Origin of the sequence: Pelagimonas sp. (genome assembly GCF_050633425.1) — a bacterium.
Taxonomy (GTDB): Bacteria; Pseudomonadota; Alphaproteobacteria; order Rhodobacterales; family Rhodobacteraceae; genus Pelagimonas.
This window is the reverse complement of sequence record NZ_JBOEGM010000013.1, coordinates 26059-52824: the sequence shown is the minus strand read 5'-3', so window position 1 is coordinate 52824 and position 26766 is coordinate 26059. Positions and strand designations below refer to the sequence as shown.

The window sequence follows — 26766 nt, the reverse complement described above, 5'->3', positions numbered from 1 at the left end:
GCTTGACCGTAAGCCGCTGAATAATACAAGCTGAGATTGTATTGGAGAAGATTCTTAGTTGATGCATTTTGGGCGGCTCTCATGTCAGAAGACGATCTTAAATCCCCTATCGTGAATTGCCACATACACACCTTCACTCTAGACCATGTGCCCAATAAATTCCTGCCCCTGGGTCTAACAAAAGCCTTGCAAACCAAGCGTAGAGGATTGGCGAAATGGTTGGGAAAAGGGTTAACCTGGGTGAACCCTTTCTCAGATCGAGACAGATTCAGTCGCTTTGCAGATTTCCTGAGAACCTCCGCTGGGCGCTCGCAAAAGGAAATTTTCCAAGAAGTTCAAAGCTTTTATCCACCTAAAAGTCAATTTATCGTGTTGCCCATGGATATGGCATTCATGCACGCTGGGAAACCTAAGGCTGAAATCAAAGACCAGCATGAAGAGCTCGCAAGGTTGGCGCTGGAAAGTAGAGGTACGCTGTTGCCATTTGTAGCAGTAGACCCTCGACGCTTTGCTAATGGGCAGGAAATGCTTGAAAACGCGAGGTCATGGTTCGAACGGAAGCAAGACAACGGAGATCGTATCTTTCGAGGGGTGAAGTTATATCCTCCGCAAGGCTACAGCTGCGCTGACCCGATATTCCACCCTCTCTTCGACTTCTGCCAGAGCCACAGACTTCCAATAATGACACACTGCTCACGGGGAGGCGTTCATACCCGTGAATTCCCGATGAGAACTAGGCGAGCACAGGTTGAAGCCCTGACTGATCCTGACGTTTATCGTGAGGTTTGCCGAAAGTTTCCAGACCTCAAAATCTGTCTTGCGCATTTTGGCGGGGATGATGATTGGGAAAAGTACTTCAAAGAACCAAGCAGTCGCGAAAAAGTAGACGTTGACGCTTCAACTTCTGAGCGGTCAAAGATGAACTGGTTGAGCAAGATTGTTCAGATGATCGAACACGACGAATTTGATAACCTGTACACCGATATCTCCTACACAATTTTCAATGTCGAAGACCACCTTTCCACGCTTTCAGTTTTTCTTCGCGGTAGTCCTAAGCTTCGCAACCGCGTGCTGTTTGGCTCAGACTACTACATGACTCACAAGGAAAAATTCGATGAGCGCTACCTCTCAATGAAGCTCTGCCACGAGCTTGGCGAACAAATATTCGACGAAATTGCCCGCAAAAACCCGACTGATTTCCTCCACTGACTAAATCAGCCGTCGAACTGCGCTTGGCTTCTTCACTTAGGATTTGCGTGATGAGAAAGTTTGCACCAGAGCAAGTTAGCCAGTTTAACGCCGACTTCGTTAAGATATTCACGAGCGGTTTGGGCTTAGGGCTTGTCATCCTGGGATACTCGTACACTCATACTTTTTTTCGGAGCTTCGGCCTGTCGTTGTTCCAGCTAGATATGGCTTGGATTGACATCCTTTTTCGCGGAGTGGCCCTGTTCCAAGACTGGCGGGTTGCCGCAACTTTCTCCGCCACTATTCTCGCTGGTTCAATTCTTTTTTCCGCGAGAAATCTTGTTGGAGCGACGGCCAAAGTGGCGATTGTCTCGTTTACGGTTTTTGGCTTTGTGATAGCGGCAACCTGGGGTGGGCAAGTCCTCGGATACCAGCATGCGCGCTCAATCTGGAAGGATGGTGCTGGAAAAGTTGCTTTTTGCCAACTCACTTCAGACCGCGCGCAATTGACAGAATTGGCTAGCGGCATCAACGAACTTTCGTTGCAGCAAAGAATTCGTCTTGTTTACCAATCTAAAGATCACACTTTCCTAGCACCGGTTTATCAAACGGTGCGAGAGGGTCAAAAAACAGGAGAGGCTTATGTCATTCCAACAAGTGCTATTTCTTTCTGCCGCGTTATCGGCTCTTAGCGTAGGAGCCGCTGAACCACAGGAGTTCACAAAGGGCGCATTGCGAACGGCAATCGAAGAAGCCGCTCGTTCCGAGGGCGTAGTTACCTGTAATCCTTTCGTTGAAGTAGGTTGCCATTTTCCCGTTCCACAAACCCCTAAGGGATGCACGGATTGTGCTCCAGGAGACCAATTGTCTGATTTCTTAGCTCAAGACGGTACGATCTTACTCCCTAACGATCTGACAATAGATGGCACTCAAATCGAAGTACTCCCTTCAATTGGTGAAGATGCAGGTGCCATCCTTAGTCTACCCGCTCAAATTGGTTATTGAAGCGATGCGGTGTTCCCTGGACATTTTTGCGCGAGTTACACTGTAACTTTCCGGGTGCAGTAAGAAATTGGGCGCTTTGTGAACAACTGGCAGCTAGAAGAAGTTGAACGGGATGTCGTCCCAAGCGAACTTCCCGCAGGTGATGCGGGAGCCTTCGAAGATCTTTCCGCCGGACGCACATACTATGAACTAGATGAGCCCTCCGATAAGCCTTTGCTTGTTTGCATTCATGGTTGGTCTACTGCCAGCTACGCATGGAGAGAATTGAGGCCAAAGTTTCAGGAAAAGGGCTACCGGGTCCTGACCTATGACCTGTACGGGCGAGGCTATTCGGAGCGGCCTCCAGGAAAGCAGTCGGTTGAGTTCTTTACTCAGCACTTGTCGGAACTGTTGGAGCGATTACAGCTCGATCAGGTCCAGTTAAATGTCGTAGGATATTCAATGGGCGGAGCTATCGCTGCACGGTTTGTAAGCGAACGTTTGGAGCAAGTTGACCGTTTGTTACTGATAGCGCCTGCTGGAACTTATGTGAAATTACCAGTCATTCGATTTGTTACTCGAAACCTGCCGAGAATCTTCGATCCAGTCTTTTATGCACTTGCACCGGCTAGGCTCAGCAAAGAGTTTAGCGAGCAAGCCAAAAACCACTTGCATAACGATGCGGTCAAATGCGCCTTGGCAAGGCAATTGGGAGAACTCAATTATCGAGGTTACCTACCTGCGCTGCTATCGTCCTTGAAAGGAGCCTTGGCCAACAGCATGGCTATAGAACACCGTAATATTGCAGCCTCCAACGTGGCCGTCAGGGCTATTTTCGCAGGAAATGACGCGACTATCACACACCCCCGTGCAAAGAAGCGGTTTGACATGTGGAACCGCAACTCGGTCTGTCGCACGTTCGAAGATGCCGGTCACGGCGTGGCGTATACTTATGTCGATCAGCTCATCGTTGCAGTCGAGGACTTTCTTTAGTTGCTTGGACGACGCCCGATAAGTAGACGGCCCTTAGGAGACCTTTAGCGTGCTAGCCGATTGCTGCGATCGTAATCCGCATTGCTGCCGTTAGCTGCGGATGCTCGATATCGTAGTACGGCGTGTCTCGCCTTCGGCAACTTTCTGACATTCGCTGCGGCTATGGTGTAAGCTGAAAATTAGCCCATTGAGAGGTTGCAAATGTGCCGCCGCATCATCATTTTAAGTTGAACGACTTTAGATTAAGGGTTTTTGATGAATAGGCATTCGGACATTGGATACGGGTACAACATAGCGATTGAGAAATTGGCCGAGGAGCTAGCAGTACCACAAGATCGCTTTGATCGGGCTGAAAGTCGCTACAAAGACCTTGGTGAATTCCTACACCGCGCCGAGTCCAAGGTGCGTGAGTTCGATCCAGACGTTTATGTTCAAGGTTCCTTTGCCTTGGGGACCCCAATTAAACCCGCCTCTTCAGACGAGGACTATGATCTGGACATCGTCGTTGCATTCCGGTCCTTGAGCAAAATGTCGATCACGCAAGCTGATCTGCGTAGGCTTTTGAAGGATGAGCTCAAAGCGTATCGAAAAGCGCGCGGTATCAGTAACGAGGTGGGAGAATCCCGCAGATGCTGCACATTGGTTTATGCCGACGGAGCGCAGTTTCACATGGATGTGCTGCCCGCTGTACCGAACGAATCGAACATGCGTTTGCTTTTGTCTTCATACATGGCAGACGAAGCCTTGGCTGAAGGGGCAATTGCCATCACCGATAGCGACGAGACAGCCACATACAATGTCATCACAGACGACTGGCCTCGAAGTAACCCACGTGGCTTTGCTTCCTGGTTCAAATCGAGACAGATCGAACAACTGAATGAAAGGCGGCGTGCGTTCCTGGATGCGCAAGGTAAAGTGACCGCCAGTGTGGAGGACGTGCCAGTTTTCCGGGTCCGGACGCCTTTGCAGTCTTCGATTATGATCCTCAAGCGGCATAGAGACGAATGGTTCGCTGAGAGGAATCCGGATTTGAAGGTAATAAGCATCATCTTAACGACGCTGTCCGGCCACGCGTACTCCGGTGAAAACAGAGTATCAGATGCAATAGCGAAGATTCTTCGCGACATGCATCTCGCTATAGAGCAGCGAGGTAGCATATCTTGGATACCGAACCCGACCGACCCTTCTGAAAACTTCGCTGATCGCTGGGAAACGTATCCAGAGCGGCGAACGGCTTTCTTCAAGTGGTTAGAAGCAGCTCGGCAAGATTTCGGTGCGGTGCAAAAGTTCTCTGATGCAGGCATCGTCTTGAATGAGCTTGCACGTAGCCTCGGGAACCCATTGACGGAAGCAACCCGATCAAGATTCGCGTCGTCAGCTGGATCTCGCGCGGCGACAGCCGCACCAGCTCTCGCAGGCGGTGCCTCCGCTCCTGGCCTTGTGTTTGGTGAAGAAGAACGCAGACCAACGGAGCCTAAGGGCTTTGGTTGATGAGCCTCACCCAGAATGAAGAGCGGCTAATTCGAGAGTGTGAAGAGCTTTCAACACTAGAAGGGCTTTCAGATTGGCTCCAGGATGGTAATTTTGGCCAAGACAGCAACGGCCTAGTCTGTTGGTCATTCACTCTGCTGACCAAGGACAGGCGCGTTCCTTTGCGCATGGTCTTCCCAGTACTTTTTCCAGATTTGCCACCTTTTGTGGTTCCGGCAGATGACACCATTAGGCTTTCCCAGCACCAATATGGAGCGGGTGGCGAGCTTTGCCTCCAATACAGGTCCGACAATTGGCATCCGGATTGTAAGAGTACAGATGTGGTTCGAAGTGCCAAAGCGCTCATCGAGGCCACCCCGGCCAACGACGCCATATCTGATGTTGAGAGTGCTCATCCCACCGATCTGCCGACGGTGCTTGCAGCATATCCATTGCGGTTCATGCTCCCACCAAAGACTGCAGACCTACTAAGGACTCGGTTGGCTGGGCGCGCAACCGAACTTCGCCTGACCGTAGAGCACAGGTGGGGAACAATGGAAACGCAGGTAGCGCGCATCGCCTCCATTGGTCATGATCAGGGATTGCGAGTTCCAGCCGATGGCCCAGGGACTGGAGGCAAGTGGGTTCGAGGTGTCCTTTACCGCTTGCCTGGCATCCAGAATATTCCCCATCTCTATGCGCATGACGTCGAGGAGCAACTCTTTTTTCTTTTGCCTCATTGGTTGCGAGCATGGGTCAACAAACATGAGAGTATGCTGGTCGTTCTTTCGAACGGCAGACAAGAGGTTCTGTTCCGTGTTTGGCATGCGGATAACGAGAGAAAGATTGACCTTTTTCTCACATTCGCTCCGCCCCAAGCAAAAGAACGGAGGGTTCATGGACAGACATTCAGAAAATCCAGCGTTTGTATAATTGGAGCAGGGTCTCTCGGTTCCAAGGTTGCCGCAAGCCTAGCTCGCGAAGGAGTTGGGCAATTCATGTTGCTCGATAACGATGTCCTTTGGACAGACAACTTGGTTCGAAATGAATTAGACGAGCTGGATGTTGGGCATCACAAGGCAATGTCGCTCCAGCACAGGCTGGTTCGCATAAACCCAAGTGTCCTAGTCTCCGCGCTCGGAATGAGCCTGACATCACAATCGACTGTTCAGAACATTGCGAAGCTTGGCGAGATCGTCAGTTCTTGTGATCTTGTTGTCGATACAACGGCTGATAGCGGCGTGTTTCGTATGGCTGCAGCAATCTGTACGCAGAAGAGAAAGCCACTGGTCTGGGCGCGCGTCTACGCCGGTGGAATTGGTGGGCTGGTTGCACGCAGCGTTCCGGCCGAAGACCCGGCTCCTATGATTGCCGCTTCCCAACTACAGGCTTGGTGTGATGCCAAAGGCGAAACGCCGCCGGAAGGAGAACAGCGCAATTATGGCCTTCAAGAGGAGGGCCAAGAACAGCCGCTATTCGCCTCCGATGGCGACGTGGGAGCGATCGGAAGTAGATTGGTTCGCCATGCGCTGGATGTGCTCTCGCCGCCAGAAATGAGGATCCATCCCGAACCTGCTTATTTCGTTGGCCTGCGGAAAGGATGGATTTTTGAGCATCCGTTCGATACGTATCCCGTTGTCTACAGCTCAAATGCTGGTTGGGGCGACGGGGAGGCTGGCGACAATGGTCTCTCTTCAGAAAAGGTCTTGGACCAGCTGGGGGTCATTTATGCCCCTTAGTCTCACAATTCCCCCTGCACAATGGAATGCGATGCGAGGGTGCCTGGAAAAAGGTGGTCTCCGAGAGATCGGCGGTTGGTTGGCTGCAGAACAGCTTGCGCCTGGGACGTTTGAACTGGTCGGTTTCACAGTTGACTTGGATGTTGGAACGCACAATCGCTTTGCCAGTCTTCCAACCACACATGGCGCTCAACTTGATGGCATTTTAGCTGCGAATGCGGACAGAAGTGGACGAGTGGATTATTTGGGTGAATGGCATTCGCATCCGACTTTCCCGCCAGTACCCAGTGACATCGACGTAGCTGCAATGACGAAGATGGTTGAGGAAAGTGGGCCATCGTTCGCCACGTTACTCATTGTTCGCCTGTTGGGCATGGCGGTGCTCCAGGCCACAATCACAACTTTCCAACGTGGTCTACCACCTGAACAAGGACAGTTGATCATCGATCACGATCGCCTGACACCGTTGCTTCCTGGGATGGATGCGACCGACAAAAATGGGGGGCACAGCTAATGTCGAACAGAGGGAAACAACTGAGCGAAGTCACAAAGCTGCTGGTTTGGGGGCGTGCTGCTGGTCGATGCCAATTCAAAAACTGCCAAAAAACCCTCGACCATGATCTGATTGCTGGAAAAGCGGAAATCAATGCTGCTTATCTGGCCCATGTCGTCGCTTCTTCGCCGAAAGGCCCGAGAGGGCACCCCACGCGGTCGCACCAGTTATCGGATGATGCATCAAACATAATGCTCATGTGCGATGTCCATCATCGCATAATCGACGGCAAAAGGACCTGGCAGGACTACCCAGAAGAGCTGTTGCTGCAGTGGAAAAGGGAGCATGAGGAGTGGGTCGATCTGGCTTTGTCTTCGGGTCCAGACAGCCGTTCCCATATTTTGCAGTTCTCCGCTCCGATTGGCCCCAACGAAACGGCTGTACCATTTGATGACTGTGTTTCGGCGATCATGCCGGATCGAACACCTGCGGAAAGGAGATCAATTGAGATTAAGGTGCGCGGCATGCACTTCCAAGACAGCGAAGAGTCTTACTGGAACGTGCAACCTGAAACACTACGGCACGGCGTCTCACAGAATGTGAAGGGCAGGTTTGAGAGCGGTGATATCCGCCACCTTTCGATCTTTGGCTTAGCCCCGATACCGCTCTTGATGGAACTTGGTCGTCTTGTCTCCGATATTTCGGATGTTGATGTATACGAACGTCATCGTGAACCTGCACAATGGAAATGGCCTGAAGACGGGCCCGAGGTGAGTTTCTCGCGCACCAAAGGTCGGGAGGGGACGAAGAAGGTGGCGCTTAAGCTCTCGGTGACATCGCACATAGCAGATGATCGCGTTACAGATGTGATTGGTGACGATGTATCGATCTGGGACATTTCCAGTGATCCACAAGCTCATGGCGTGATCCGTCACAAAAGCGATCTAAGCCGATACAGATCCATCGTCCGAGCGACACTTGATGAGATCAAGAACGCTCACGGGATGGGGGTCACACTATCTGTATTTCCCGCTGTCCCTGTTTCGTGCGCAGTCGAATTTGGCAGGGTTTGGCAGCCCAAGGTACACCCTGTAATTGAAATTTTTGATCAAGTTCGAGGGAAAGGCTTCGCACGCAGATTGTCATTTGACTCATCCTCTTAGTCGCTCAAATGACATAGAACGCCAAGGTCATTGCTGAACATCCTACGCACTACTTTCCGCGATCAACGGGTTGCAACATTTACCGCTCGCGTTGACGTATTGAAAGTCCGCTTGTTCGGAAACTAGTGCGATGTTCGCGGTTGCAGCGAACAACCGGTTTACGCCCATCTTCTCGACGGGTCTTGTTGCCAGGACCTGATACTCATCATCCCGGTTGGCATTCTTTGGCTCCCAACTTCAAGCTTTTGTGCCAACGAATCCACCCCAATGCTCCATCATCTCACGGCGCTCCTCAAGATAGTCCGTCCTCAGGTATGCCCTTGCAACCTCGCTGCCGATGCTGTGTGCGAGAGCTGTCTCAGCGACTTCTGGACGGTAGCCGTGATGATCTGCCCATTCGCGAAAGCTGGATCGAAAGCCATGGGGCCTAGCCTCCAAGCCTTTGTCTTTCATGTATTTGTTCATGGTCATGTCGGAAATCGGCTGGCCTGGCTTGGAACCAGGGAAGAGCAAATCCCCATGAGAGATGGTTTTGGCGGTCTCGATGACTGACAACGCTTCGGGCGAGAGCGGAATGCGAAAGTCTTGTGCCTTACCCTTCCGCCCCTTCATCATCTCCGCCGGGACAACCCAAACATCATCTTCGATCTGATCCAAGGTGAGCAACCGAACGGGCTTGGACCGCGCGCCAATGGTCAGGATCAAGAAGCGCAAAGCCAAGTGACAAGATGTTAGATCAGTCAGAGATTGGTAGAAGGGAGGCACGTCCTGCCATGGCATCGACGGTATCCGCTTGGTTTCGTGGCGCGTCTGACCTAGCAGGGCTTTGGCTTTTTCAACGGCCTGCATGTCCACGTCCAGCCCCAGAGCTGCCGCATGCTTGATGACGATGTTCATTCGGTTCAGAGCTTTCCGAGCCGTGTCAGCCTTGCTGTGCCAGATGGGCGAAAGCACGTCTCGAAGCATTGGAGCGTCAATATCTCTGACTAGCACCTTCCCGATCTTTGGCAACACATGGATTTTGAGAGGTGACAGCCAGCGACCTGCCGCTCCATCGCCTTTTAGCTCGGCCTTCCTGGCTTCGAAGCAATCGTTGGTCACCTCGTTCAGGCTTTGGCCAACCTTGCCTTCCTGACGCCGTAGCCGGTCTCTCTCAGCGATTGGGTCTCGGTTTCCTGCGAGGGTGCTTCTGGCTCTATCGGCGGCCTTCCTGGCTTCCGAAAGGGAAACGGCGGGCCATGGCCCAAGTCCCATCTCACGGCTGCGTCCCTGCCGCTTGAAGCGGAACACCCACTTTCCTTTTTCCTTATAGGCTTTCACCAGACGGAGGCCTTCACCGTCTTCATACTTGCCTTTGTCCAAGTTCTTGACTTGAACGGCTGATAGTTTGTGGCGCGCCATCTCAGTCCCCACTCTGGTCCCCACCTGTGTACTGGATCAGGCTGGACTCATCAAGATTAGGGTGGACTTTAAGGCGCTGAAATATTGTATATATTCAGACTGTTCTGGACAAATCTGGACGCATAAAGACTTAAGTTATGTGCCGCCCCCGGGCACCATAAAAATCAACAACTTAGGCTCCACCCAGCGCAGTGCACTCAAGTGCACGTGTAATTCGTGTGTAATCAAGCCGTACTTTTAGGCTTCAGCCTGCGGATGTTGCCTTCGTGGTTGCCGCTCACGCGCCCTTCCAGCCGATCCATTGCCGCTTCGATATGCGACCCGCTTTGATGCGCGTAGCGCGCAACCATGGACAACGTCTTGTGGCCGGAAATTCGCTGGACTGTGGGCAAATCGACGCCCGCCTGCACCAGATGCGTCACTGCCGTATGGCGAAGCGTGTGAGGCGTGATCTGATCTGGATCAAGCCCAGCGCGTTCAGCGGAGCGACGAAAGGCCTTGCGGATAGTATGGACGTGGCCGGTGGCGCTTCCTGGTGAGGGAAACAACCACTCACAACCCGGCGGCAACATATCCATGCGCCCTTCGAGATATTCGGCCAATTCGCGCGTGATCGGCTGCTCACGAGATTCAGCCTTCGCCTGCGGCACCCAGATCACTCGCTTTCCGACATCGACGTCTTCGCGACGTATCGCGAGAATTTCCGCATGACGCATCCCCGTGTGCAGTCCGACCATAACGAAGGCGTGAACGTTTTCGTTGTGGTCCGATGCTGCCGCTTCCAACAACGCGACGCACTGATCATCCGTCAGGTACACGATCCGCTGGTTATCTTCTTTGAAGCGTTTGATCTTGAACAACTTATTCTTGATCCACTTCCACTCGACTGCTTGGTTCAGCAGATGGGAAAGCGTGGCCAATTCCCGATTGACGGTCGCCTTTGCTGCGCCCGCAGAGCGGCGGGCTTTCTTGTAGCGTTCAACGTCAAAAGTCTCGATTGCACTTAATGGCTTTGCTGCTAGAAATGGGACCAAGTGCTGCCTAAGCAGTCGGTCCTAGATGCCGATGTTTTTTCCGTCGCTGTCCCGAAGTCGCTAAACGCTTCTTCAAACCCCAATGGCGTCTTTCGTCCTTCGGGCATGTCCGAACGGTTGCGCCTTGCACCTGTTCGGGTTTGGGTTTGGGTTTGGGAGGTGAATACGCCTACGGTCGACCATGGTATTAATGGAAAACACGCCATCTCCAATGGCGTCACGACGGAACGTGATGCCATGTTCAGTAAGACTTTTGCCAGCTTTCAAGGCCCGGATGGCAGGCCGCGTCAGTTCAGAAAAAGGAATTGCCATGTAGACCTGCTCTCAAAACGGAATTTGTTCGTCTCTCTCTCGCTTCGGTTCAGGCCTTCCCGATTTTTCCGTCACCTTCGGAAGTACGTCTGCGCTCTTCTCACCCAAAGCCACGGCCAGGAGATCATCCCAATATTCATCAACACGATCCCTGATTAGGCTCTCAAGATTGGTTGTGTACTTCCAGCGCTCTTTTTCCCAGCGCCCCAGCCAGAAATGCCCGTTTTTAAGGGGAGCGGCATTCGCCTCTTGTATGGTGCCTCACATGATCAAGACGAAGATAGACAAATTCAACGCGGAAAATGAACGGATCAAGCGAGACTACGCCGAGTTCCGGCGCAAAGCGGATCAAAGGTCAGAAGCCACGGTGCGCGGGGTTTAAAAAGCAATCCTGCACTTGGAGGAATACACTGATTACTGCGACTTTAGACGATTCAATAGAAATCAAGTAGTGAGCTTCAGGACGGCGCTGTCCGGACCTAGGGACGGAACAAACACCTGGGAAGCTCGACCGTTCTTTCGACCTTGAAAGCGGGGCAGCTGTTCTTCCGGTGGCTGTCAGTGCCGCCGGGGGGCAAGTCCAAGATCGACACGAACGCAATTGCCTACTTCAACCTCTCTGAAAAGGACATTCGCGCGGCAATGTCTTCGCCTTCGAAGTCCTCAACGACCATGGATCAATTGAAGCGGGCATTGGGATGGATGCCTTCGGAGACCATTCTAGAGAAACGTGATCGCGCCGTGTTTTCCCTTCTCATGTTGACCGGCATCCGCGACTATGCAGCCACCTTTTTGCTGCTAGGCCATGTCGATATCGACCGGCAGATGATCGTGCAGGAGCCGAAAACCGTCCGCACCAAAAACAGCAAGCTCATCGAGCCGTTTTTTTGCCGCTTGGGCCTGAGATTCAAAGCATTCAGCCAGAACCTCGGTCATGAAAGCGTTGTCACGACCCTATCAAACTATGGGCAGATACCCTTGGCCAGACAAAGGGAACTTGTTCGCAATGCCGGCAGAGGCAAGGACTTGGACGCAAAACTGGAACTTCTGCTAGAAAAACTTAACAGGACGGACTTGTAGATCGACCTGATCGATTTGGAAGCCCGAAGCAGGCACGGCGACTCTGCATAATCGGCTGCAAATCGGGCGTTCGCTGCAGCCGCGCGAGAAAGAATGCTTTGAAATGGAAGTGGACTTTCACCCGAAAATTTAGCCGAGCAATTAACCAGTCCTTATGCAGGTCGAAACGCAAACACTCCCCAAACGTTGAATTGACATCGGAACTAGTCGATCTTCAATAGTAATCCCTTTTGTCAGGAAAGCCGTGGATCGCATTGAATAATCACTGAGCGCTATCTTTTGATCGGCGCAAGTTCTCACCGATCTTTCGAAAAACATCCGACTGCGCGCTGCTGTCGCGCCAGGCCAGAACGATACGGCGCGGGTTTGCGCCCTCTAGATGCGACAAATGCAGGTCATGTCCTGCAGTGAGTCCGGCATTAATCGCGAGGTTCGGCAGAAGGGTCACTCCGATGCCTTCCTCGACCATTGAGACCAGTGTCGGTAAACTGGTGGCCGAAAAGGATGTATCCTCTTCGAGGGCGATACCAGGAACGCTCGACAGGGCGTGTTTTTGCAAGCAATGACCGCGTTCCAATAGCAAGAGACGGCGACCGGCCAAATCGGTGCCTTCAACCCGCGAAAGATTGGCCAGCGGGTGTGCGCGAGGGGTCGCCAAGCTGTAGTTGTCTTCGAACAGCAGCATGGTTTCCACCTGTGTCGGCAGATCGTGCGGCAGAGCGATGAGGATGAGATCCAATCGCCCCTCTGTCAGACCAGATAACAACGATTCCGTAAGTTCTTCGCGCAGGTAAATTTGCATCGTGGGCCAAGTCTCCCTCAGTCCCGGTAGCGCGCGGGGAAGCAGGAATGGACCGACCGTCGGGATCACTCCTAACCTGAGTTGCGTCATCCCAGCAGATGTCTCGGCCTGCGCGGTGGCTTCAAAGTCAGTCACCTTAGCTAGAATCTCTCGGGCGCGTTCTGCGAGGGTCGTACCGATTGATGTCATCATCACGGAATGGGTGCTGCGTTCGGCAACTTTCACGCCCAGGCGAACCTCCATCTCTTTGAGGCCGGTAGACAGGGTCGATTGCGAGACGTTGCAGAGCTCGGCAGCACGCGAGAAGTTTTCCGTATCTGACAAGGCAACAAGAAACCGCATTTGGCGAAGGGTTGTCATATTGCTCCTTGGTTATTGAAAATCCAGATTACCATGTCCGTTTAATTCAATTTCCAGAATACATCCAGAGTGTCTATCTCGGTCTCAGAACACTCAAAGGAGAGACCACGATGAACGCTGTCGCCGAAATCACATCCCAAGCCCAGGTTGCGCTACCCCGCCTCAACGAACCCGCTCCTTCATTCGATGCGCTAACCACCCAAGGGCGGATATCGCTGGCCGATTTTCGCGGCAAATGGCTGGTCCTGTTCTCGCACCCGGCTGATTTCACCCCGGTTTGTACCACGGAATTCACCGCCTTTGCCCGCCGCACCGATGATTTTGCCGCGCTGAATACCGAACTGATCGGCCTGTCGATCGACAGTCACTATGCCCACATCGCATGGGTTCGATCGATCAAGGAAAGCTTCGGCGTCGACATCCGCTTCCCGATCATCGCCGATCTCGACATGAAAGTGGCGCAAGCCTATGGCATGATCCAACCGGGGGCATCGGATACACAAGCCGTGCGCGCCACCTTTATCATTGACGCCGAAGGCATCCTGCGTGCGATGGTTTATTACCCGATGACCAACGGCCGCTCGATCGACGAATTTTACCGCCTGATCCAAGCGCTTCAAACCGCAGACACCCATAAGGTGGCAACGCCTGAAAACTGGACGCCCGGTCAGGACGTGATCGTGCCGACGCCGCAAACAACAGATGCCGCCGAGGCGCGTCTGTCCGAAGGTTACAAGACCAAAGATTGGTATTTCTCGACAAAGGCGGTCTGAGCATTGGTGCCTTGGGTTCTTCCCGATGCATGGCGATCGGGAGGAGCGCATCCCTTAAGATGATGTGATGGGGCCAGAACATGACCTAGAAATATCGGGGCGCATCGCGAGCAAATCCATTAACCCGCAATTGCCTCGCACTAGGTCTTCCAACGTAACCATGTCCAGCTCGTGGTAGAATGCCTCAAGCGCTCGCACGACATAACTGCGCAGACGGCAGGTTGAAGAAAGCGGACAGGTATTGCGGGTTTCGTCAAAGCATTCCGCAAACGGGATGTCGGTCTCGAAAATGCGAAACACGGTGCCAATTGAGATTCGGTCGGCGGGTTTGGCCAGCCGGATGCCCCCGGTGCGACCGCGTAGGGTTTCAATATAGCCCTCGGCCTGGAGGAGCTGCACGACCCGCGCCACATGGTTGATGGAGGCATTGCAGCGTTCGGCAATATCCGAGGTGCGCACCAGCTCCGCGTCATTGACCGCGCAGAACATCAGAGTGCGCGCGGCAAGATTGGTTCTGATCGTCAGACGCATAGCACTTCCTTCAAGTTTCGACCAATATTTCACATCAGAGATACCAGTTTCCTTGATCCAGATCACGTCAAATCCCAGGATCATCCCGTAAGAGGCCAGAAGCCCAAAAAAGAAAACCGACCATGAGCCATCTCGCCAAGCCAAAGAATAATTCATCGCCCGCGGCCGGGTTTGGTGCCGCGTTGTCCGTTCTGGCGAGCCTGATCTGGCTTGCCCAAGCCGCAGTGATCGCAAAGGTTTTGGCCGCGCTTTTGTCTGGCGCTGCTGTGGATGTTTGGACTGTCTCGCTCGCGTTCTTGGGTCTTGGCGCGCTACGGGCGATTGCGAACCAGCAGGCACAGGCGACACTGAGCCGGGCGGCAGAACACCATATACAAGACTTGCGGCAAGAGATCGTGGCCACGGAATCCTCCACAGCTGAAGTTTCCCCCTTTGGCGGGGCCGGGTCAATGGCAGCGCTGGCAACGGAAAAGCTCGAGGCACTCCGCCCATTTCTCTTGCGCTATGCACCGGCGCGCCTGCGGGTCATGGTCGTGCCGCTGTTCATTCTTGCGATCAGCGCATGGCACAGTTGGGCAGCGGCGATCGTGCTGGTGGCGGCAGGGCCGCTGATCCCGGTGTTCATGGCGTTGGTGGGCTGGGCCGCAAAAGAGGCCAGCGCGCGCCAGATGGTCGAAATCGGGTCATTGAATGATTTGCTCGCGGATCGGTTGTCAGCGCTTGCAGACCTGACGCTGATCGGGGCTGGCCCCCAGGTCATTGATAGGTTCGCCGCGGCGACAGACACGCTTCGGCACAAGACAATGGCCGTGCTGAGGATCGCATTCCTCTCCTCCACGGTGCTCGAGCTTTTCTCGGCGCTTGGCGTGGCGATGATTGCAGTTTGGGTAGGATTCGCCCTCTTGGGTGAAATCAGCTGGGGCACTTGGGGCGCGCCGCTGACACCGTTCGGCGGGATTTACCTTCTTTTGCTGGCTCCTGATTTCTTTCAGCCTTTGCGCGATCTGGCCGCCGCATGGCATGATAAATCCGCAGCGGATGCGGTGACGGAGGATCTTGCGGCGTGGCGCGGCGACGCGCGCCGGGCATTGCTGGGCAAAGGGGCGCTGGCCCCGGCGGTTGCTTTTCAAACCCTCGCTTTGCGGGATGTGGCAGTTGACCACCCAGATCGAACGCTGCGCTTGCCAAATATGGAAATCCGGCCCGGTGACAGCCTTGCCATCAGCGGACCCAGCGGTGTCGGCAAGACAACCCTGTTGCGGGTGCTTGCTGGATTAGAACCGCCCACACGCGGGGCGGTTTTGCTGAATGACGCCCCGATCACGGACATACAGGCCGACGCATGGCGCGCCACGCTGGGGTGGATGCCGCAAACGCCACACTTTCTGGGCCGCAGCCTGCGCCACAATATCGGCTTTGGCGCCAATTTGGACGAAAACGTCCTTGCGCGCGCGCGGGTGGCTCCGGTTCTGGCGGCTTTGCCCTCACAGGATCTGACACAACTGGGGGAAACCGGCGCAGGACTGTCCGGTGGCGAAGCGCGCCGCGTGATGCTGGCCCGCGCAATGCATCGCGCGCCGGCGGTGCTTTTGGCCGATGAGCCGACAGCCGATTTGGATGCCGAGACCGCAAAGGACATCATCGATGCGCTCATGGCCTATGTAGCGAGCGGTGGCACGCTGATCACCACCACACACGATCAGCGCCTTATCGATCGAATACCAAAAGGTATTCGGCTGGAGGCTGAAGCATGAGAGCGCTGTTCCAGATCATCCGCGTGTTGTTGGCAGGAGAACGCCGCGCCTTTGCCATAGGGATGGCATTGTCCGCGACGGTCTTGATTATGGGGGTCGCCCTCCTGGCATTGTCGGGCTGGTTTATCACCGCAGCCGCCGCTGCCGGGATGATCGGACTGGGCACAGTCTTTAACGTGTTCGCCCCCTCGGCAATGGTACGGTTCCTGGCCTTGGGCCGCACCGCCGCGCGCTATGGTGAGCGGCTGACCACCCATGACGCGACCCTGCGCGCGCTGTCGAACCTGAGGGTGCGATTGCTGCGCGGCGTTCTGATGTCGCCCTACCGTCAGATCGAACACCTTCGGGCAAGCATCTTTCTGAACCGCGTGACATCCGATGTCGATGCATTGGACAGTCTGGCCTTGCGGCTCGTTCTGCCGGGCGCGGCGGGGTTGCTGGTCATCGGATTGACAGCTATGGCGGTTTCCTCTCTGGTTCATTCCACAATTGCTGGGGTCATTCTGCTGGGCTACGGGCTCGGTCCGACGATGGTTTTCATTTGGGGGCAACGCAAAGCGGACGCACCATCGCGCAAGGCTCAGGCGGGCATGCAGGCGCTGCGCAGCCGCATGATCGACCTGATCGCCGCGCGAGAAGAACTGATTGCCTTCGGGCAGGTGCCAGCGGCAAAAAAGGGCGTCACAAGAGCGGCCAATTTCCAGTCAAAGAGCCAATCCGAGGTCGAACGGATCGAGCGATCAACTGGGCTTTGGCTTGACCTTATGGGAGGGGCCGTTGTTGCCGCGGCGCTCGGTATCGGGGGGTCATTGGCGCAAGCGGGTGAAATCACGGCGGCGCAGGCGGCGATTGGCATCTTCGCCACGCTGGCCTTGTCGGAAACGGTTGCGCCGGTGCGCCGTGCGCTGTCAGAGATCGGCCGGATGCGTGCGGCGGCGAAACGGATCGTACCGATGATCAGCGTTTCCCGAGCAAAACCCGGGGTCGTCGTTCCCCCCGACGCACCATCGCTTGTTGCAAAGACGTTTGCGGCGGTGAACAGCGCTTCCGACACCCCGCTTTTTGAACCGGTTTCCTTTGCCGTAGCAGCAGGTGAAACCGTCGCCCTGACCGGGCGCAGCGGATGTGGGAAATCGACTGCGCTGTTGCTGGCAGCAGGGCAGGATGTGCCCCACTGTGGCGCGCTGGAATTCGGAGGTATCGATATTGCCGCGATCGATGCGGATCTCCGGGTCAAGCTGATCGCGATGGTTCCACAGCGGCATGCCTTGGTCGCGGGAACGATTGCGGCGAACCTTAGGCTCGCTGCACCAGACGCAACGGATGCTGACTTGTGGGCAGCGCTTAAGGCCGTTCAACTGGCCGACACCATCAGGCGAAAAGGCGGATTGGACGCCCAGCTTGGGTTCCGGGGTGCGGGTTTGTCTGGCGGGGAAGGACGGCGGTTGGTTCTGGCACGGGCGTTGCTGCGCAAACCGACATTATTGCTGCTCGATGAGCCGACAGAAGGTCTTGACGCGCCATTGGCGAACAAGGTGCTCTCGGGCATACGGACGACACTGCCCGATGCGGCGATCCTGATTGCAGCCCACCGTCATGAAGAGGTCGGGTTTGCAGATCGTGTGGTCTCCCTGCCCCCGCCGATACTGATTGGCTGAATTAATTCGTATCTTTGATACCGATTTTGACTCAGATCAAATAACACATATCAGAATCAGAATACGAAACATTAATCCGCATCACCAATGCGAATTAATGTTCAATCAAGGAGTTCACCATGGAGATCGGACTGGTCGAGCTGTCGCGTATGCAGTTTGCGCTGACAGCCATGTATCACTTTCTCTTTGTGCCGCTGACGTTGGGTCTGTCGATCCTCGTAGCGATCATGGAGACCGTTTATGTCATGACCAACCGCCCCATCTGGCGGCAGATGACAAAATTCTGGGGCACGCTTTTCGGCATCAATTTCGTGCTGGGCGTCGCCACCGGCATCACGATGGAATTCCAGTTCGGCATGAACTGGAGCTATTACAGCCATTATGTCGGTGACATCTTCGGCGCGCCTTTGGCCATCGAAGGTCTGATGGCGTTCTTCCTCGAAGCCACGTTCGTCGGCCTGTTCTTCTTTGGCTGGGACAAGCTGAGCAAAGTGCAGCACATGGTCGTGGCCTGGCTGGTTGCAATTGGGTCGAACTTCTCCGCTCTGTGGATTCTGATCGCCAATGGCTGGATGCAAAATCCAGTCGGGGCAGAGTTCAACCCCGACACAATGCGCATGGAAATGACGTCGTTCTTTGAGGTCCTTTTCAATGAAGTTGCGCAGGCCAAATTCGTGCACACAGTGTCTGCAGGCTATGTCACTGCATCGGTCTTTGTGCTGGGCGTGTCAGCACTTTATCTCATTCAGAACAAGCATAAGGATCTGGCCCGTCGGTCGATTGCGGTGTCTTCAGCGTTCGGTCTGGCAGCCGCACTGTCTGTTGTCGTTCTGGGGGACGAGTCCGGGTATTCTGCGAGCCATACCCAAAAGATGAAGCTCGCCGCGATCGAAGCAATGTGGGAGACACATGACGCGCCCGCGCCGTTCACGGCGATCGGTTTTCCCGATCAGGAAGCCCGCGAAACTCACTACGCCGTTGAAATTCCATGGGCCATGGGTCTGATCGGAACGCGTTCGCTGACACAGGAAATCCCCGGCATCAACGAACTCGTCGCGGAATCCGAGGACCGCATCCGTGATGGCCTCATCGCTTATGGCGCGTTGATGACCATTCGCGAACAGCGCGAAGCAACACCGCCAGAGGTTCGTGGCACCTTCGAGGCGCATTCCGAAAACCTTGGCTATGCGATGCTGCTCAAGAAATATGTTGATGATCCCCGCGATGCGACAGAACAGCAGATCAAGATGGCAGCCGATGATACCGTTCCCGGCGTTGCCCCCTTGTTCTGGGCGTTCCGGCTCATGGTGGCGCTTGGCTTTAGCTTCATCGCAGTGATGGCGTATTTCTTCTACCGCGCGTCATTCCGGAACATGCAGTTCCCGCGCTGGTCGCTCTATGCGGCGGTCGCGATTATCCCGACACCGTGGATTGCCGCGGAACTGGGATGGTTCGTGGCCGAATTTGGTCGCCAGCCCTGGACGGTAGACGGCGTGCTTCCAACCGCGCTGAGTGCCTCACACCTTAGCATTGCGGATCTGCTGATTACCTTAGCCGGGTTCCTAATTTTCTATTCCGTCCTCTTTGTGATCGAAGTGAGCCTGATGGTGAAATACATCCGCAAAGGCCCATTCCAGGACGTCGAAGAAACCAATGCCTGGCAACAACGGCACGAGGCACGGCTGCGCTCGGCCCCTGCCGCGCCCCTCCTGTCAGCCACACCTGTGGAGTAAGAGAAATGATCCTTTACGAACTAATAGACTATGATGTTCTTCGCGTGATCTGGTGGGCGCTCTTGGGTGTGCTGCTGATCGGGTTTGCTCTGACGGACGGGTTTGACATGGGGGTCGGTGCCTTGCTGCCCTTTGTGGCCAAGACCGACGTTGAACGCCGGGTTGCGATCAATACGGTCGGGCCCGTCTGGGAAGGCAACCAAGTGTGGTTCATACTTGGTGGTGGCGCGATCTTTGCCGCCTGGCCCCCGTTGTATGCGGTCAGCTTCTCGGGCTTCTATCTTGCGATGTTCGTGGTGCTTGCCGCCTTTATCGTGCGCCCGGTGGCCTTCAAGTACCGCTCCAAGCGAGAAGGCATCAAATGGCGGGCCCGGTGGGACTGGGCGTTGTTTGCAGGCGGTGCCGTACCTGCACTGTTGTTCGGCGTGGCGGTGGGCAACGTCCTTTTGGGGGTGCCATTCTATCTGACCGAAGACCTGATGCCGATGTATCCCGGTAACTCTGCGATCAAGTTCATCGGTCTGCTGCGTCCCTTTGCCTTGTTAGCCGGTGTTGTGTCGCTGTCCATGCTGCTGATGCATGGTGCTGCGTGGCTGTCGCTCAAGGCCGAAGGCGTGGTCGCCGAGCGCGCGCGCGCTATCGGAATCAAGGCGGGCATCCTCGCCGCCGCAGGGTATGCGCTGGCCGGCCTTTGGCTCTCGGTGGGAGTAGATGGTTTTACACTGGGCGAGGTGGCTGTGAACGGGCCGTCCAACCCGCTCTATTCCGAGGTCACCCGCGGTGGATCCTGGCTGTCGGCCTATGCGGAGCGTCCGTGGATCGCGATTGCGCCGATCATTGGCTTCGCCGGGATCGCGTTGGCGGTGCTGGGCCTGAAGGCCGGACGCGAGGTGTCGACCCTGCTGTGGTCAAAGATGGGCATCCTCGGGATCATCTCGTCGGTGGGTCTGACGATGTTCCCCTTTATTCTGCCGTCAACCCTTGATCCCAATAGTTCGCTGACCGTGTGGGATGCATCGTCGTCGCACCAAACCCTGTTCATCATGTTGGTGGTGACGGCGATCTTTATGCCGCTGATCCTGATGTACACGGCATGGGTCTACAAGGTGCTCTGGGGCAAGGTCACCGAAGCACAAGTTACTGAAAACGCTGACACTGTATACTGAAGGAGAAAAATCCCATGTGGTATTTTGCTTGGCTTCTCGGACTTCCACTCGCCGCGTTGTTCGCCGTCTTAAATGCGATCTGGCTAGAGATGCGGACCGACGCCTGTTTCTCGGACGAAGGCGACTGTCCGATGGGTGAACACACCCACTGAATGACCGGGGGCTTGTTCCCTTCTCCCCCTGTCTTGCGCGGGTCTCTCCATGGCGAGGGGCCCGCGCGCCAAGACGTCGTTTCACTCCATATTCCTCAAAGGACTCCCGACATGAAAAAACTCATCCTAGCAGTCAGTACCGCGCTGGCCTTGACCGGCCCCGCTCTTGCGCAAGACAGCCCCGAGACGCTGGTCACGATACTGACCGCGCCCGAACCGCAGACCCAGTTGATGGCGATGGTTCTGGCCATTCAAGCAGCGCAACAGGGTGCAGCGCCTCATATCCTGCTTTGTGGCCCAGCCGGTAATATCGCACTGAAGGACGCTCCGGAGTCGGCCACAGCACCGCAACCGCCGCGCAGCATGAGTCCGAAGGGGCTGCTTGGCAAGATTGCTGAGATGCCCAACGCCAAGGTCGAAGTCTGCGCGATCTACCTGCCCGGCAAAGGCCTGCAAGCAGATGCGCTAATGGATGGTGTAACGATCGCCCAGCCGCCAGCCATGGCTACCGCCATGATTGCGCCGAATGCCAGGATTTCCAGCTACTGATCCGCTTCGGCATAAAACGCGGTGCGCACTCATCTCGCATTTGGGCGCACCGTTTTGATGAGATTGACGTAAATCAAATCCATCTCCGCCAGAAAATATATGCAAGATTCAGAATATTTAAACTTGAGGAGGACTTCATGACCAAATTGACCACAACCCGGCGTCAATTCTTTGCCTTGGCTGCGGGTGGTGCTGCTGCGGCAGCGGTGTCCGCGCCTGAGCCGCTCCGGGCGCAAGTGGCCACATCTGCAAAGATCGTGATCATCGGAGCAGGCGCTGGAGGCACCGCACTTGCAAACCGTTTGGTCAATCGACTGGACGGGGCCGAAATCACGCTTATCGACCCGCGGGTCGATCACCTTTATCAACCTGGGCTATCGTTGGTCGCTGCTGGTTTGAAGCCTGCGGATTATGTTGTTTCCAAGACCACCGACTGGCTACCCGATAGCGTTACCTTGATCGCTGAGGCTGCCGCCGCCATTGATCCCGAGGCCAAGGTCGTCGACACGTCGAGTGGCCAGAAGGTGCCTTATGATTTTCTTGTCGTCGCACCCGGACTTGTTCTGGATCACGATGCGATAGAGGGGTTCTCACTCGAAATGGTCGGGCAAAACGGCATTGGGGCGCTTTATGCCGGGCCGCAATATGCCGCTGCCACATGGAAAGCCGCTCAAGCTTACACGGAAACCGGTGGTGTGGGGCTCTTCACCCGACCTGCGACAGAGATGAAATGCGCCGGCGCGCCCCTCAAGCACACGTTTCTGATCGAAGACATCGCCCGAACGGCTGGCACGCGCGGCAAACTCGACGTGCATTACATGGCCAACAATGACAGCCTGTTCGGTGTGCCCATCGTGTCGGAAAAGGTCCGGATGCTGTTCGGCGACCGGGGCATCACGCCCGATTACTCGCATGTGCTGCGCGGCCTGGACGCCGGAGCGAAGACCGCGACATTTGACACGCCGGAAGGCCGTGTGACCCTGGACTATGATTACATCCACGTTATCCCGCCTCAACGTGCACCCGAGGTGATCCGTCAATCCGGCCTCAGCTGGGTCGACAAGTGGACAGATCAGGGTTGGGTCGAGTGCGACAAGGCCACCTTGCGCCATCTGCGCTACGACACGATCTGGACGCTTGGCGATGTGGCCGGGGTGCCCAAGGGCAAGACGGCAGCGTCTGTCAAATGGCAGGTGCCGGTGGTCGAAGACGGGCTGATCGCAGCCATCGAGGGCCGCGAAGCGACCGAAACCTACAACGGCTACACATCCTGCCCGATGATCACCCGCGTTGGCCGGGCGATGTTGGTCGAATTTGATTACAACAACAACCTCGTCCCGTCCTTCCCCGGCATCATCGCACCGCTTGAAGAGCTTTGGATCAGTTGGCTGATGAAGGAAGTGGCCCTGAAGGCGACCTATAACGCAATGCTGCGCGGACGCGCATAAGGAGAGCTGTCATGAAAGATTTGACCTTTGGAACAATCCTTGCCGTGTTCGAAGAAATCTTCGGTATCGGCCTGTTCTGGACAATGGTGGCTGTCGCCGGGCTTGTCACAATTGGATACATATATGTGCTGATCCGGGATCACAGTATTTCGTGGCGCAAGTTCATGCTTGCACAGCTATCCATGCCCGTTGGAGCAGTCTTGGCGGTTTGGTTCGTGCTCTTGATGACCAGTTCGAAGCTGAGCGACCTAGGGGGCCCGGTCGACATCATCGTGTTCCTTGGAATTGCCGCCGCCGGAGCCATAGGCACCGCGATATTGGTTTACACAATCCAGTCCTTGATTCGGCCAAGACAATAAGATTCCAGCCGCTCATGTGGTACCTGGCAGGATACTTGTCTGCGGAGCTGATGGTGGAAAGGACCACCTTGAACCCGCCGTCCGAGCCCTGGCTGCAATGAATATTCAGACATCAGTAAGCAATTCCATTGAGGAGTCCCCACTGCTGAATATCGCGGTCATTCTAGGCTCTCAAGCCAACGGTAGGTAAATGTGCTATGCAGTCCCCGGGCACCGCATCGATCTCGCAGGAGACGAGAATGTCCGGTTTCGTGATGCTGCTCAGCTTAGGCAAACGAATTGAAGGTTCGCTTTGGGCCGTCCCTGTCAGTCACCTAGGAATATTGCAAAGCACGTTTCCTGAAATTCACGGGCCCACGCACGATACAGGTTCTCCCAGGGTCGTTCACTTCGGCCCGAGATGACAGCAGTCAGCCTAACGTGACCAATTTCGGGCGACTGCGACCTGCATTACCGCAATTACAAACAGCTTGCCTCGGATTCCCGATAGCTGACTTTCAAACGGAAAGTTACCGGATCCATAGGTCAAAGTCAGGTCTGAGCCGATTCTGTTGAAAAACTCTTTGCTGCGCCTGAAAATTTCACAGAAGTAGAATTTTGTTCTTCGACTGATCGGACTTGACCGGTATGCCCGGAAAAATTAGAAGTTTGGGGAACTTTGTTCCACCAAATTTGACGTTATTGTCTCTTATCGGAGTTTTTCAACACAATCAGCCCCAAGCTGGCAAATCGATTGGCGTTCTGTCATCCCGTCCAGTGTCGTGCGAGTTGACAACGTGACGAGTGCCCAAATGAACGTAGATGAAGAGTTATTATTTTTCTTTGCTTTGCCATTGATCGCGATAGCATCCAGTTTTTACGCGAAATCAAAAATCGCCCGCCGATTGTTGAAAGTTGGGGGTGGTTACTTTCTCGTCACTTTTTCATTAGCTTGGGCTCTGAACCAAGATTGCGGCTACTCGGATTTTCACTTTGGGACCTGTGCGAGCCTACCTCAGAGTATCGCTGATTTCTATGACACACCGCACCTTATCAACATCGCAGCTTTTGTGTTTCTCGCGCCAGTATTGTTGGTGCTCGCCGCGTTTTTTGAATTTCTGGCACGCAGAACAGAAGCGTAATTTCACGACAGGTTCGTCCCGCACGACGGACTTATGGCAGCTCAAGATGCTGTGGTAAGTATGAATGGCCCCGTCGGAGAAATTACGACGAGGCACGGGCGACGGCAATGGATACCGCGACGCTTTAGAGGTCGGCAAGGCGCCCGAAGTGCATTATGCGGCTCAACGATCGAACCGCTGCTTGAGGGGTTGCCAGTTTCTTCGACAACCTCTTAATAAGAGAGATTGACCAAAGGCTGTACTTTAAAAGGTTCAATAATGTTATTTCCAACAGCAAAAAGCATGTCGCTCGTTCTTTTTACATTGTTTGCTTTGGTTGGCTGTTCGAGCCGATTTGATTTCGCGGCTGAGCTCATAGCACCCAAATCGAGCGTTGATACCGTAGTGCTCAACAACGAGGCTTTTTCATTTGTGTCTTATCGCACAAGCGATGCGACAAACCCTTTGCCGGTCTTTTTCATCGGTGGTTCTGGTTGCACCTCATTGCGGGCCTATCTGGGAACTTATTTTTCTGCGGCACCAGAAGGGCTTGAGATCATTGGTCTGGAAAAAACCGGAGTTTCAGATCGGGCAACAGGTTCAACCTGTTCGGATAGCTTTTGGCAGAACTACACTTACGATGATCTGTTGCGCCGAAACATCGCTGCGCTTGATCACATCGCCCAGCGGTTTGATGTCGATAAAATACCGGTGATTGGAACCTCAGAGGGGGGGGCGCTCGCGCTTAAGATCGCAGCCTCTACTGGCCGGGTGGATCGCCTGGCACTGCTTGGGGCTGGCGCACTGTCACAACGCCAAGAGCTGCGCCTGTTGTTTGATGAACGCGGTCAAGGACAAGCGATTGAATCTGTCTTTGCGCGGATCGACGCGTCGCCTCAAAGTGTCGAGCAAACAGAGTTGGGGCTGCCTCACCGATATTGGGCTTCCGTTCTTGACCAGGACCCTGCAAAGTTTGCGCCTCATGTATCAGCACCGACCTTGATCATCATCGGCCAGAACGATCAAAGCGTACCTGTGGCATCGGCCCAACTGGCCGACGCCTTGATAAAGACCTCGGAACTGACCGTCTGGCCGGACGCCAACCATACGTTTGATACCCCTTCAGGCACTCAACGTGACGCGGTTGTCAGCATGGCCGTTCGGTTTGTGATTGGAGCCCCTTAGGTCTCGGTTTAACCTGTTGCGAAAAATGCGCCCGCGGGCGCGGCCAGCGCGACCGGCGGAAATGGCAAATCAAGTGATTTTCAGCTGCAGCGCAGATAAACCCGTGGGACAAAGAAAGTAGCGAGGCACTGCTAGAATGAAGAGACTTATTAAAATTGCCGCGATTGCGCTAATGGTCATTGCCCTGCTTGGCTTCGGTTACGGTGCCATCGGATACCGGGACGCTGTGCATCACGCCAACGCATACGCCAAACAGGCCGATCGTATCATCGCTGACGGGCGCGGTCCCGATGCGCTAGGTGCCGAGCGCCTGAGCCAACTTATCAAGGTGCAGGACCCCGGCTTCTGGGAGCATAGAGGGATTGATCTTGCCACACGGGGTGCCGGTCTCACGACAATTTCCCAATCGCTTTCCAAGCGACTTGGCTTTGAGGCATTTCGTCCCGGTATCGGGAAAATACGTCAGACCGGGTTTGCATTAGGCTTGGAAAACAATCTCGACAAGGATCAGATCCTTGCTCTCTGGCTTGATACCGTTGAAATGGGGCCTGGCCCCGATGGGTGGATGATCGGCTTCTATCAGGCAAGTGACAAGGTATTCGGCAGGCCGCCAATCGAACTCGCAGACCGCGAATTTCATCGTCTTTTAGCTGTTCTGATTGCACCGGGACAATTGCGATTGCTTGAAGAAGACAAGGCGCTTGGCGAACGCATTTCTAGGATCGGTAAGCTCTTAGCCGGCGAGTGCGCCCCGACCGGTCTGCGAGACGTTTGGCTAGACAGTTGCGCTTAGTCATAAGACGCATTGCTGAGAGCTATTGAAAATTCCCTCAATCCGCAAAAAGCGGCCATCCATTGCTCCCATTTAAAAGGTCGCTTCGTCCCGCCTTGCCGCCATCCGGCACGTGAAATCATGGACTTGCCCGACGAAACTTGTCGGATGTCGCCTCTGATCCCATTTTATCCAATGCTGCGGTCCGGATGAATGTCTGGTTCACGAACTCCGGTAACGACCGGCATAAGCTTGTCTAACTCTCAATCCAGTGCACCCTAAATTGACCCTACATTTGGCGTTTCTAACTGGTTGTGAAGTCATATTTGATGTTTTTCCGTTCGCTCATGACTTGCGACTTGTATTTCTTCATTGAGCCAAATGCACGAATTGTCAGCGGGATCGGTGTGTCCCGGCCGCCCTAAAACTGTGCCACCTTTTGTTGACAACGGGAGTTTAGAGACATGGCACGCAGACGTTATTCCGATGAAGACGCACTTAGGTTGTTGCGCGCGATTGATGTCCATTTGCACGATGGAATGGATGTTGCTGAAGCTGTCTGAGATT

Annotated in this window: 25 protein-coding genes; 21 read left to right on the top strand and 4 right to left on the bottom strand. The window is 54.7% G+C overall.

Annotated features, from left to right (window positions below; genetic code table 11):
* The first annotated feature begins 81 nt into the window (after positions 1–81).
* From ACRBB0_RS11360 to ACRBB0_RS11325, 8 genes are all read left to right on the top strand, one after another.
* Positions 82–1209 (top strand): amidohydrolase family protein, encoded by a 1128-nt coding sequence (locus tag ACRBB0_RS11360; protein ID WP_431374549.1) that lies wholly within the window; start codon positions 82–84, stop codon positions 1207–1209.
* A 50-nt stretch (positions 1210–1259) separates the two neighbouring features.
* Positions 1260–1880, top strand: a complete 621-nt coding sequence (locus ACRBB0_RS11355; protein WP_431374548.1) for a hypothetical protein — start codon at positions 1260–1262, stop codon at positions 1878–1880.
* Positions 1831–2193, top strand: coding sequence for a hypothetical protein (locus ACRBB0_RS11350; RefSeq protein WP_431374547.1), 363 nt, complete (start codon positions 1831–1833; stop codon positions 2191–2193). Before ACRBB0_RS11355 ends, ACRBB0_RS11350 begins: the two co-directional genes overlap by 50 nt.
* Before the next feature lie 78 nt (positions 2194–2271).
* A complete protein-coding gene (locus tag ACRBB0_RS11345) occupies positions 2272–3165 on the top strand; it encodes an alpha/beta fold hydrolase (RefSeq protein ID WP_431374546.1) in 894 nt (297 codons plus the stop codon).
* Positions 3166–3420: 255 nt separating this feature from the next.
* Entirely contained in the window at positions 3421–4656 is a 1236-nt protein-coding gene (locus ACRBB0_RS11340; RefSeq protein WP_431374545.1) for a nucleotidyltransferase domain-containing protein, read from the top strand.
* Positions 4656–6374: a ThiF family adenylyltransferase gene (locus ACRBB0_RS11335; RefSeq protein WP_431374544.1), complete on the top strand. Its 1719-nt coding sequence runs from the start codon at positions 4656–4658 to the stop codon at positions 6372–6374. The genes ACRBB0_RS11340 and ACRBB0_RS11335 overlap by 1 nt, the downstream gene beginning before the upstream one ends.
* Positions 6364–6888 carry a Mov34/MPN/PAD-1 family protein gene (locus tag ACRBB0_RS11330; protein ID WP_431374543.1) on the top strand — a complete coding sequence of 175 codons (525 nt, stop codon included), beginning with the start codon at positions 6364–6366 and terminating at the stop codon, positions 6886–6888. Before ACRBB0_RS11335 ends, ACRBB0_RS11330 begins: the two co-directional genes overlap by 11 nt.
* Positions 6888–8030: an SAVED domain-containing protein gene (locus tag ACRBB0_RS11325; RefSeq protein ID WP_431374542.1), complete on the top strand. Its 1143-nt coding sequence runs from the start codon at positions 6888–6890 to the stop codon at positions 8028–8030. The genes ACRBB0_RS11330 and ACRBB0_RS11325 overlap by 1 nt, the downstream gene beginning before the upstream one ends.
* Positions 8031–8267: 237 nt before the next feature.
* Here the strand turns inward: ACRBB0_RS11325 and ACRBB0_RS11320 are convergent, their stop codons facing one another.
* Together ACRBB0_RS11320 and ACRBB0_RS11315 are read right to left on the bottom strand one after the other, a co-directional pair.
* Positions 8268–9431: a tyrosine-type recombinase/integrase gene (locus ACRBB0_RS11320; RefSeq protein WP_431374541.1), complete on the bottom strand. Its 1164-nt coding sequence runs from the start codon at positions 9429–9431 to the stop codon at positions 8268–8270.
* 224 nt (positions 9432–9655) lie between these two features.
* On the bottom strand, positions 9656–10465 hold the full coding sequence (locus tag ACRBB0_RS11315) for a tyrosine-type recombinase/integrase (protein WP_431374540.1): 810 nt from the start codon (positions 10463–10465) through the stop codon (positions 9656–9658).
* Between the two features lie 873 nt (positions 10466–11338).
* Between ACRBB0_RS11315 and ACRBB0_RS11310 the strand changes: the two genes are divergently transcribed.
* Positions 11339–11857, top strand: coding sequence for a hypothetical protein (locus ACRBB0_RS11310; RefSeq protein WP_431374539.1), 519 nt, complete (start codon positions 11339–11341; stop codon positions 11855–11857).
* Between the two features lie 262 nt (positions 11858–12119).
* On the opposite strand, the gene ACRBB0_RS11305 is transcribed toward ACRBB0_RS11310, so the two are convergent.
* On the bottom strand, positions 12120–13019 hold the full coding sequence (locus ACRBB0_RS11305) for a hydrogen peroxide-inducible genes activator (protein WP_431374538.1): 900 nt from the start codon (positions 13017–13019) through the stop codon (positions 12120–12122).
* Positions 13020–13129: 110 nt separating this feature from the next.
* On the opposite strand from ACRBB0_RS11305, the gene ACRBB0_RS11300 reads away from it, so the two are divergent.
* Positions 13130–13792 (top strand): peroxiredoxin, encoded by a 663-nt coding sequence (locus ACRBB0_RS11300; RefSeq protein WP_431374537.1) that lies wholly within the window; start codon positions 13130–13132, stop codon positions 13790–13792.
* A 54-nt stretch (positions 13793–13846) separates the two neighbouring features.
* Here the strand turns inward: ACRBB0_RS11300 and ACRBB0_RS11295 are convergent, their stop codons facing one another.
* Positions 13847–14479, bottom strand: coding sequence for an RrF2 family transcriptional regulator (locus tag ACRBB0_RS11295; RefSeq protein WP_431374536.1), 633 nt, complete (start codon positions 14477–14479; stop codon positions 13847–13849).
* Here ACRBB0_RS11295 and ACRBB0_RS11290 point away from each other — a divergent pair.
* The 11 genes from ACRBB0_RS11290 (at position 14446) to ACRBB0_RS11240 (ending at position 26220) form a co-directional block, all read left to right on the top strand.
* The gene (locus ACRBB0_RS11290) at positions 14446–16077 is read left to right on the top strand and encodes an ABC transporter ATP-binding protein/permease (protein ID WP_431374535.1); all 1632 of its coding nucleotides are present in this window, start codon (positions 14446–14448) and stop codon (positions 16075–16077) included. The genes ACRBB0_RS11295 and ACRBB0_RS11290 overlap by 34 nt on opposite strands.
* Positions 16074–17735 (top strand): amino acid ABC transporter ATP-binding/permease protein, encoded by a 1662-nt coding sequence (locus tag ACRBB0_RS11285; RefSeq protein WP_431374534.1) that lies wholly within the window; start codon positions 16074–16076, stop codon positions 17733–17735. The genes ACRBB0_RS11290 and ACRBB0_RS11285 overlap by 4 nt, the downstream gene beginning before the upstream one ends.
* A 119-nt stretch (positions 17736–17854) precedes the next feature.
* Positions 17855–19468, top strand: a complete 1614-nt coding sequence (locus ACRBB0_RS11280; RefSeq protein ID WP_431374533.1) for a cytochrome ubiquinol oxidase subunit I — start codon at positions 17855–17857, stop codon at positions 19466–19468.
* Positions 19469–19473: 5 nt separating this feature from the next.
* Positions 19474–20634 (top strand): cytochrome d ubiquinol oxidase subunit II, encoded by a 1161-nt coding sequence (cydB, locus tag ACRBB0_RS11275; RefSeq protein ID WP_431374532.1) that lies wholly within the window; start codon positions 19474–19476, stop codon positions 20632–20634.
* Between the two features lie 14 nt (positions 20635–20648).
* On the top strand, positions 20649–20786 hold the full coding sequence (cydX, locus tag ACRBB0_RS11270) for a cytochrome bd-I oxidase subunit CydX (protein WP_292307641.1): 138 nt from the start codon (positions 20649–20651) through the stop codon (positions 20784–20786).
* Positions 20787–20897: 111 nt separating this feature from the next.
* The gene (locus ACRBB0_RS11265) at positions 20898–21335 is read left to right on the top strand and encodes a hypothetical protein (protein WP_431374531.1); all 438 of its coding nucleotides are present in this window, start codon (positions 20898–20900) and stop codon (positions 21333–21335) included.
* 137 nt (positions 21336–21472) lie between these two features.
* On the top strand, positions 21473–22783 hold the full coding sequence (locus tag ACRBB0_RS11260; RefSeq protein WP_431374530.1) for an FAD-dependent oxidoreductase: 1311 nt from the start codon (positions 21473–21475) through the stop codon (positions 22781–22783).
* An 11-nt stretch (positions 22784–22794) separates the two neighbouring features.
* A complete protein-coding gene (locus tag ACRBB0_RS11255) occupies positions 22795–23142 on the top strand; it encodes a DUF5368 domain-containing protein (RefSeq protein ID WP_431374529.1) in 348 nt (115 codons plus the stop codon).
* A 791-nt stretch (positions 23143–23933) separates the two neighbouring features.
* Complete coding sequence (locus tag ACRBB0_RS11250; protein ID WP_431374528.1) at positions 23934–24263, top strand: hypothetical protein; 330 nt, start codon at positions 23934–23936, stop codon at positions 24261–24263.
* Positions 24264–24545: 282 nt separating this feature from the next.
* Positions 24546–25427, top strand: a complete 882-nt coding sequence (locus ACRBB0_RS11245) for an alpha/beta hydrolase family protein (RefSeq protein WP_431374527.1) — start codon at positions 24546–24548, stop codon at positions 25425–25427.
* A 136-nt stretch (positions 25428–25563) separates the two neighbouring features.
* Positions 25564–26220, top strand: a complete 657-nt coding sequence (locus tag ACRBB0_RS11240) for a transglycosylase domain-containing protein (RefSeq protein ID WP_431374526.1) — start codon at positions 25564–25566, stop codon at positions 26218–26220.
* The last annotated feature ends 546 nt before the right edge of the window (positions 26221–26766 follow it).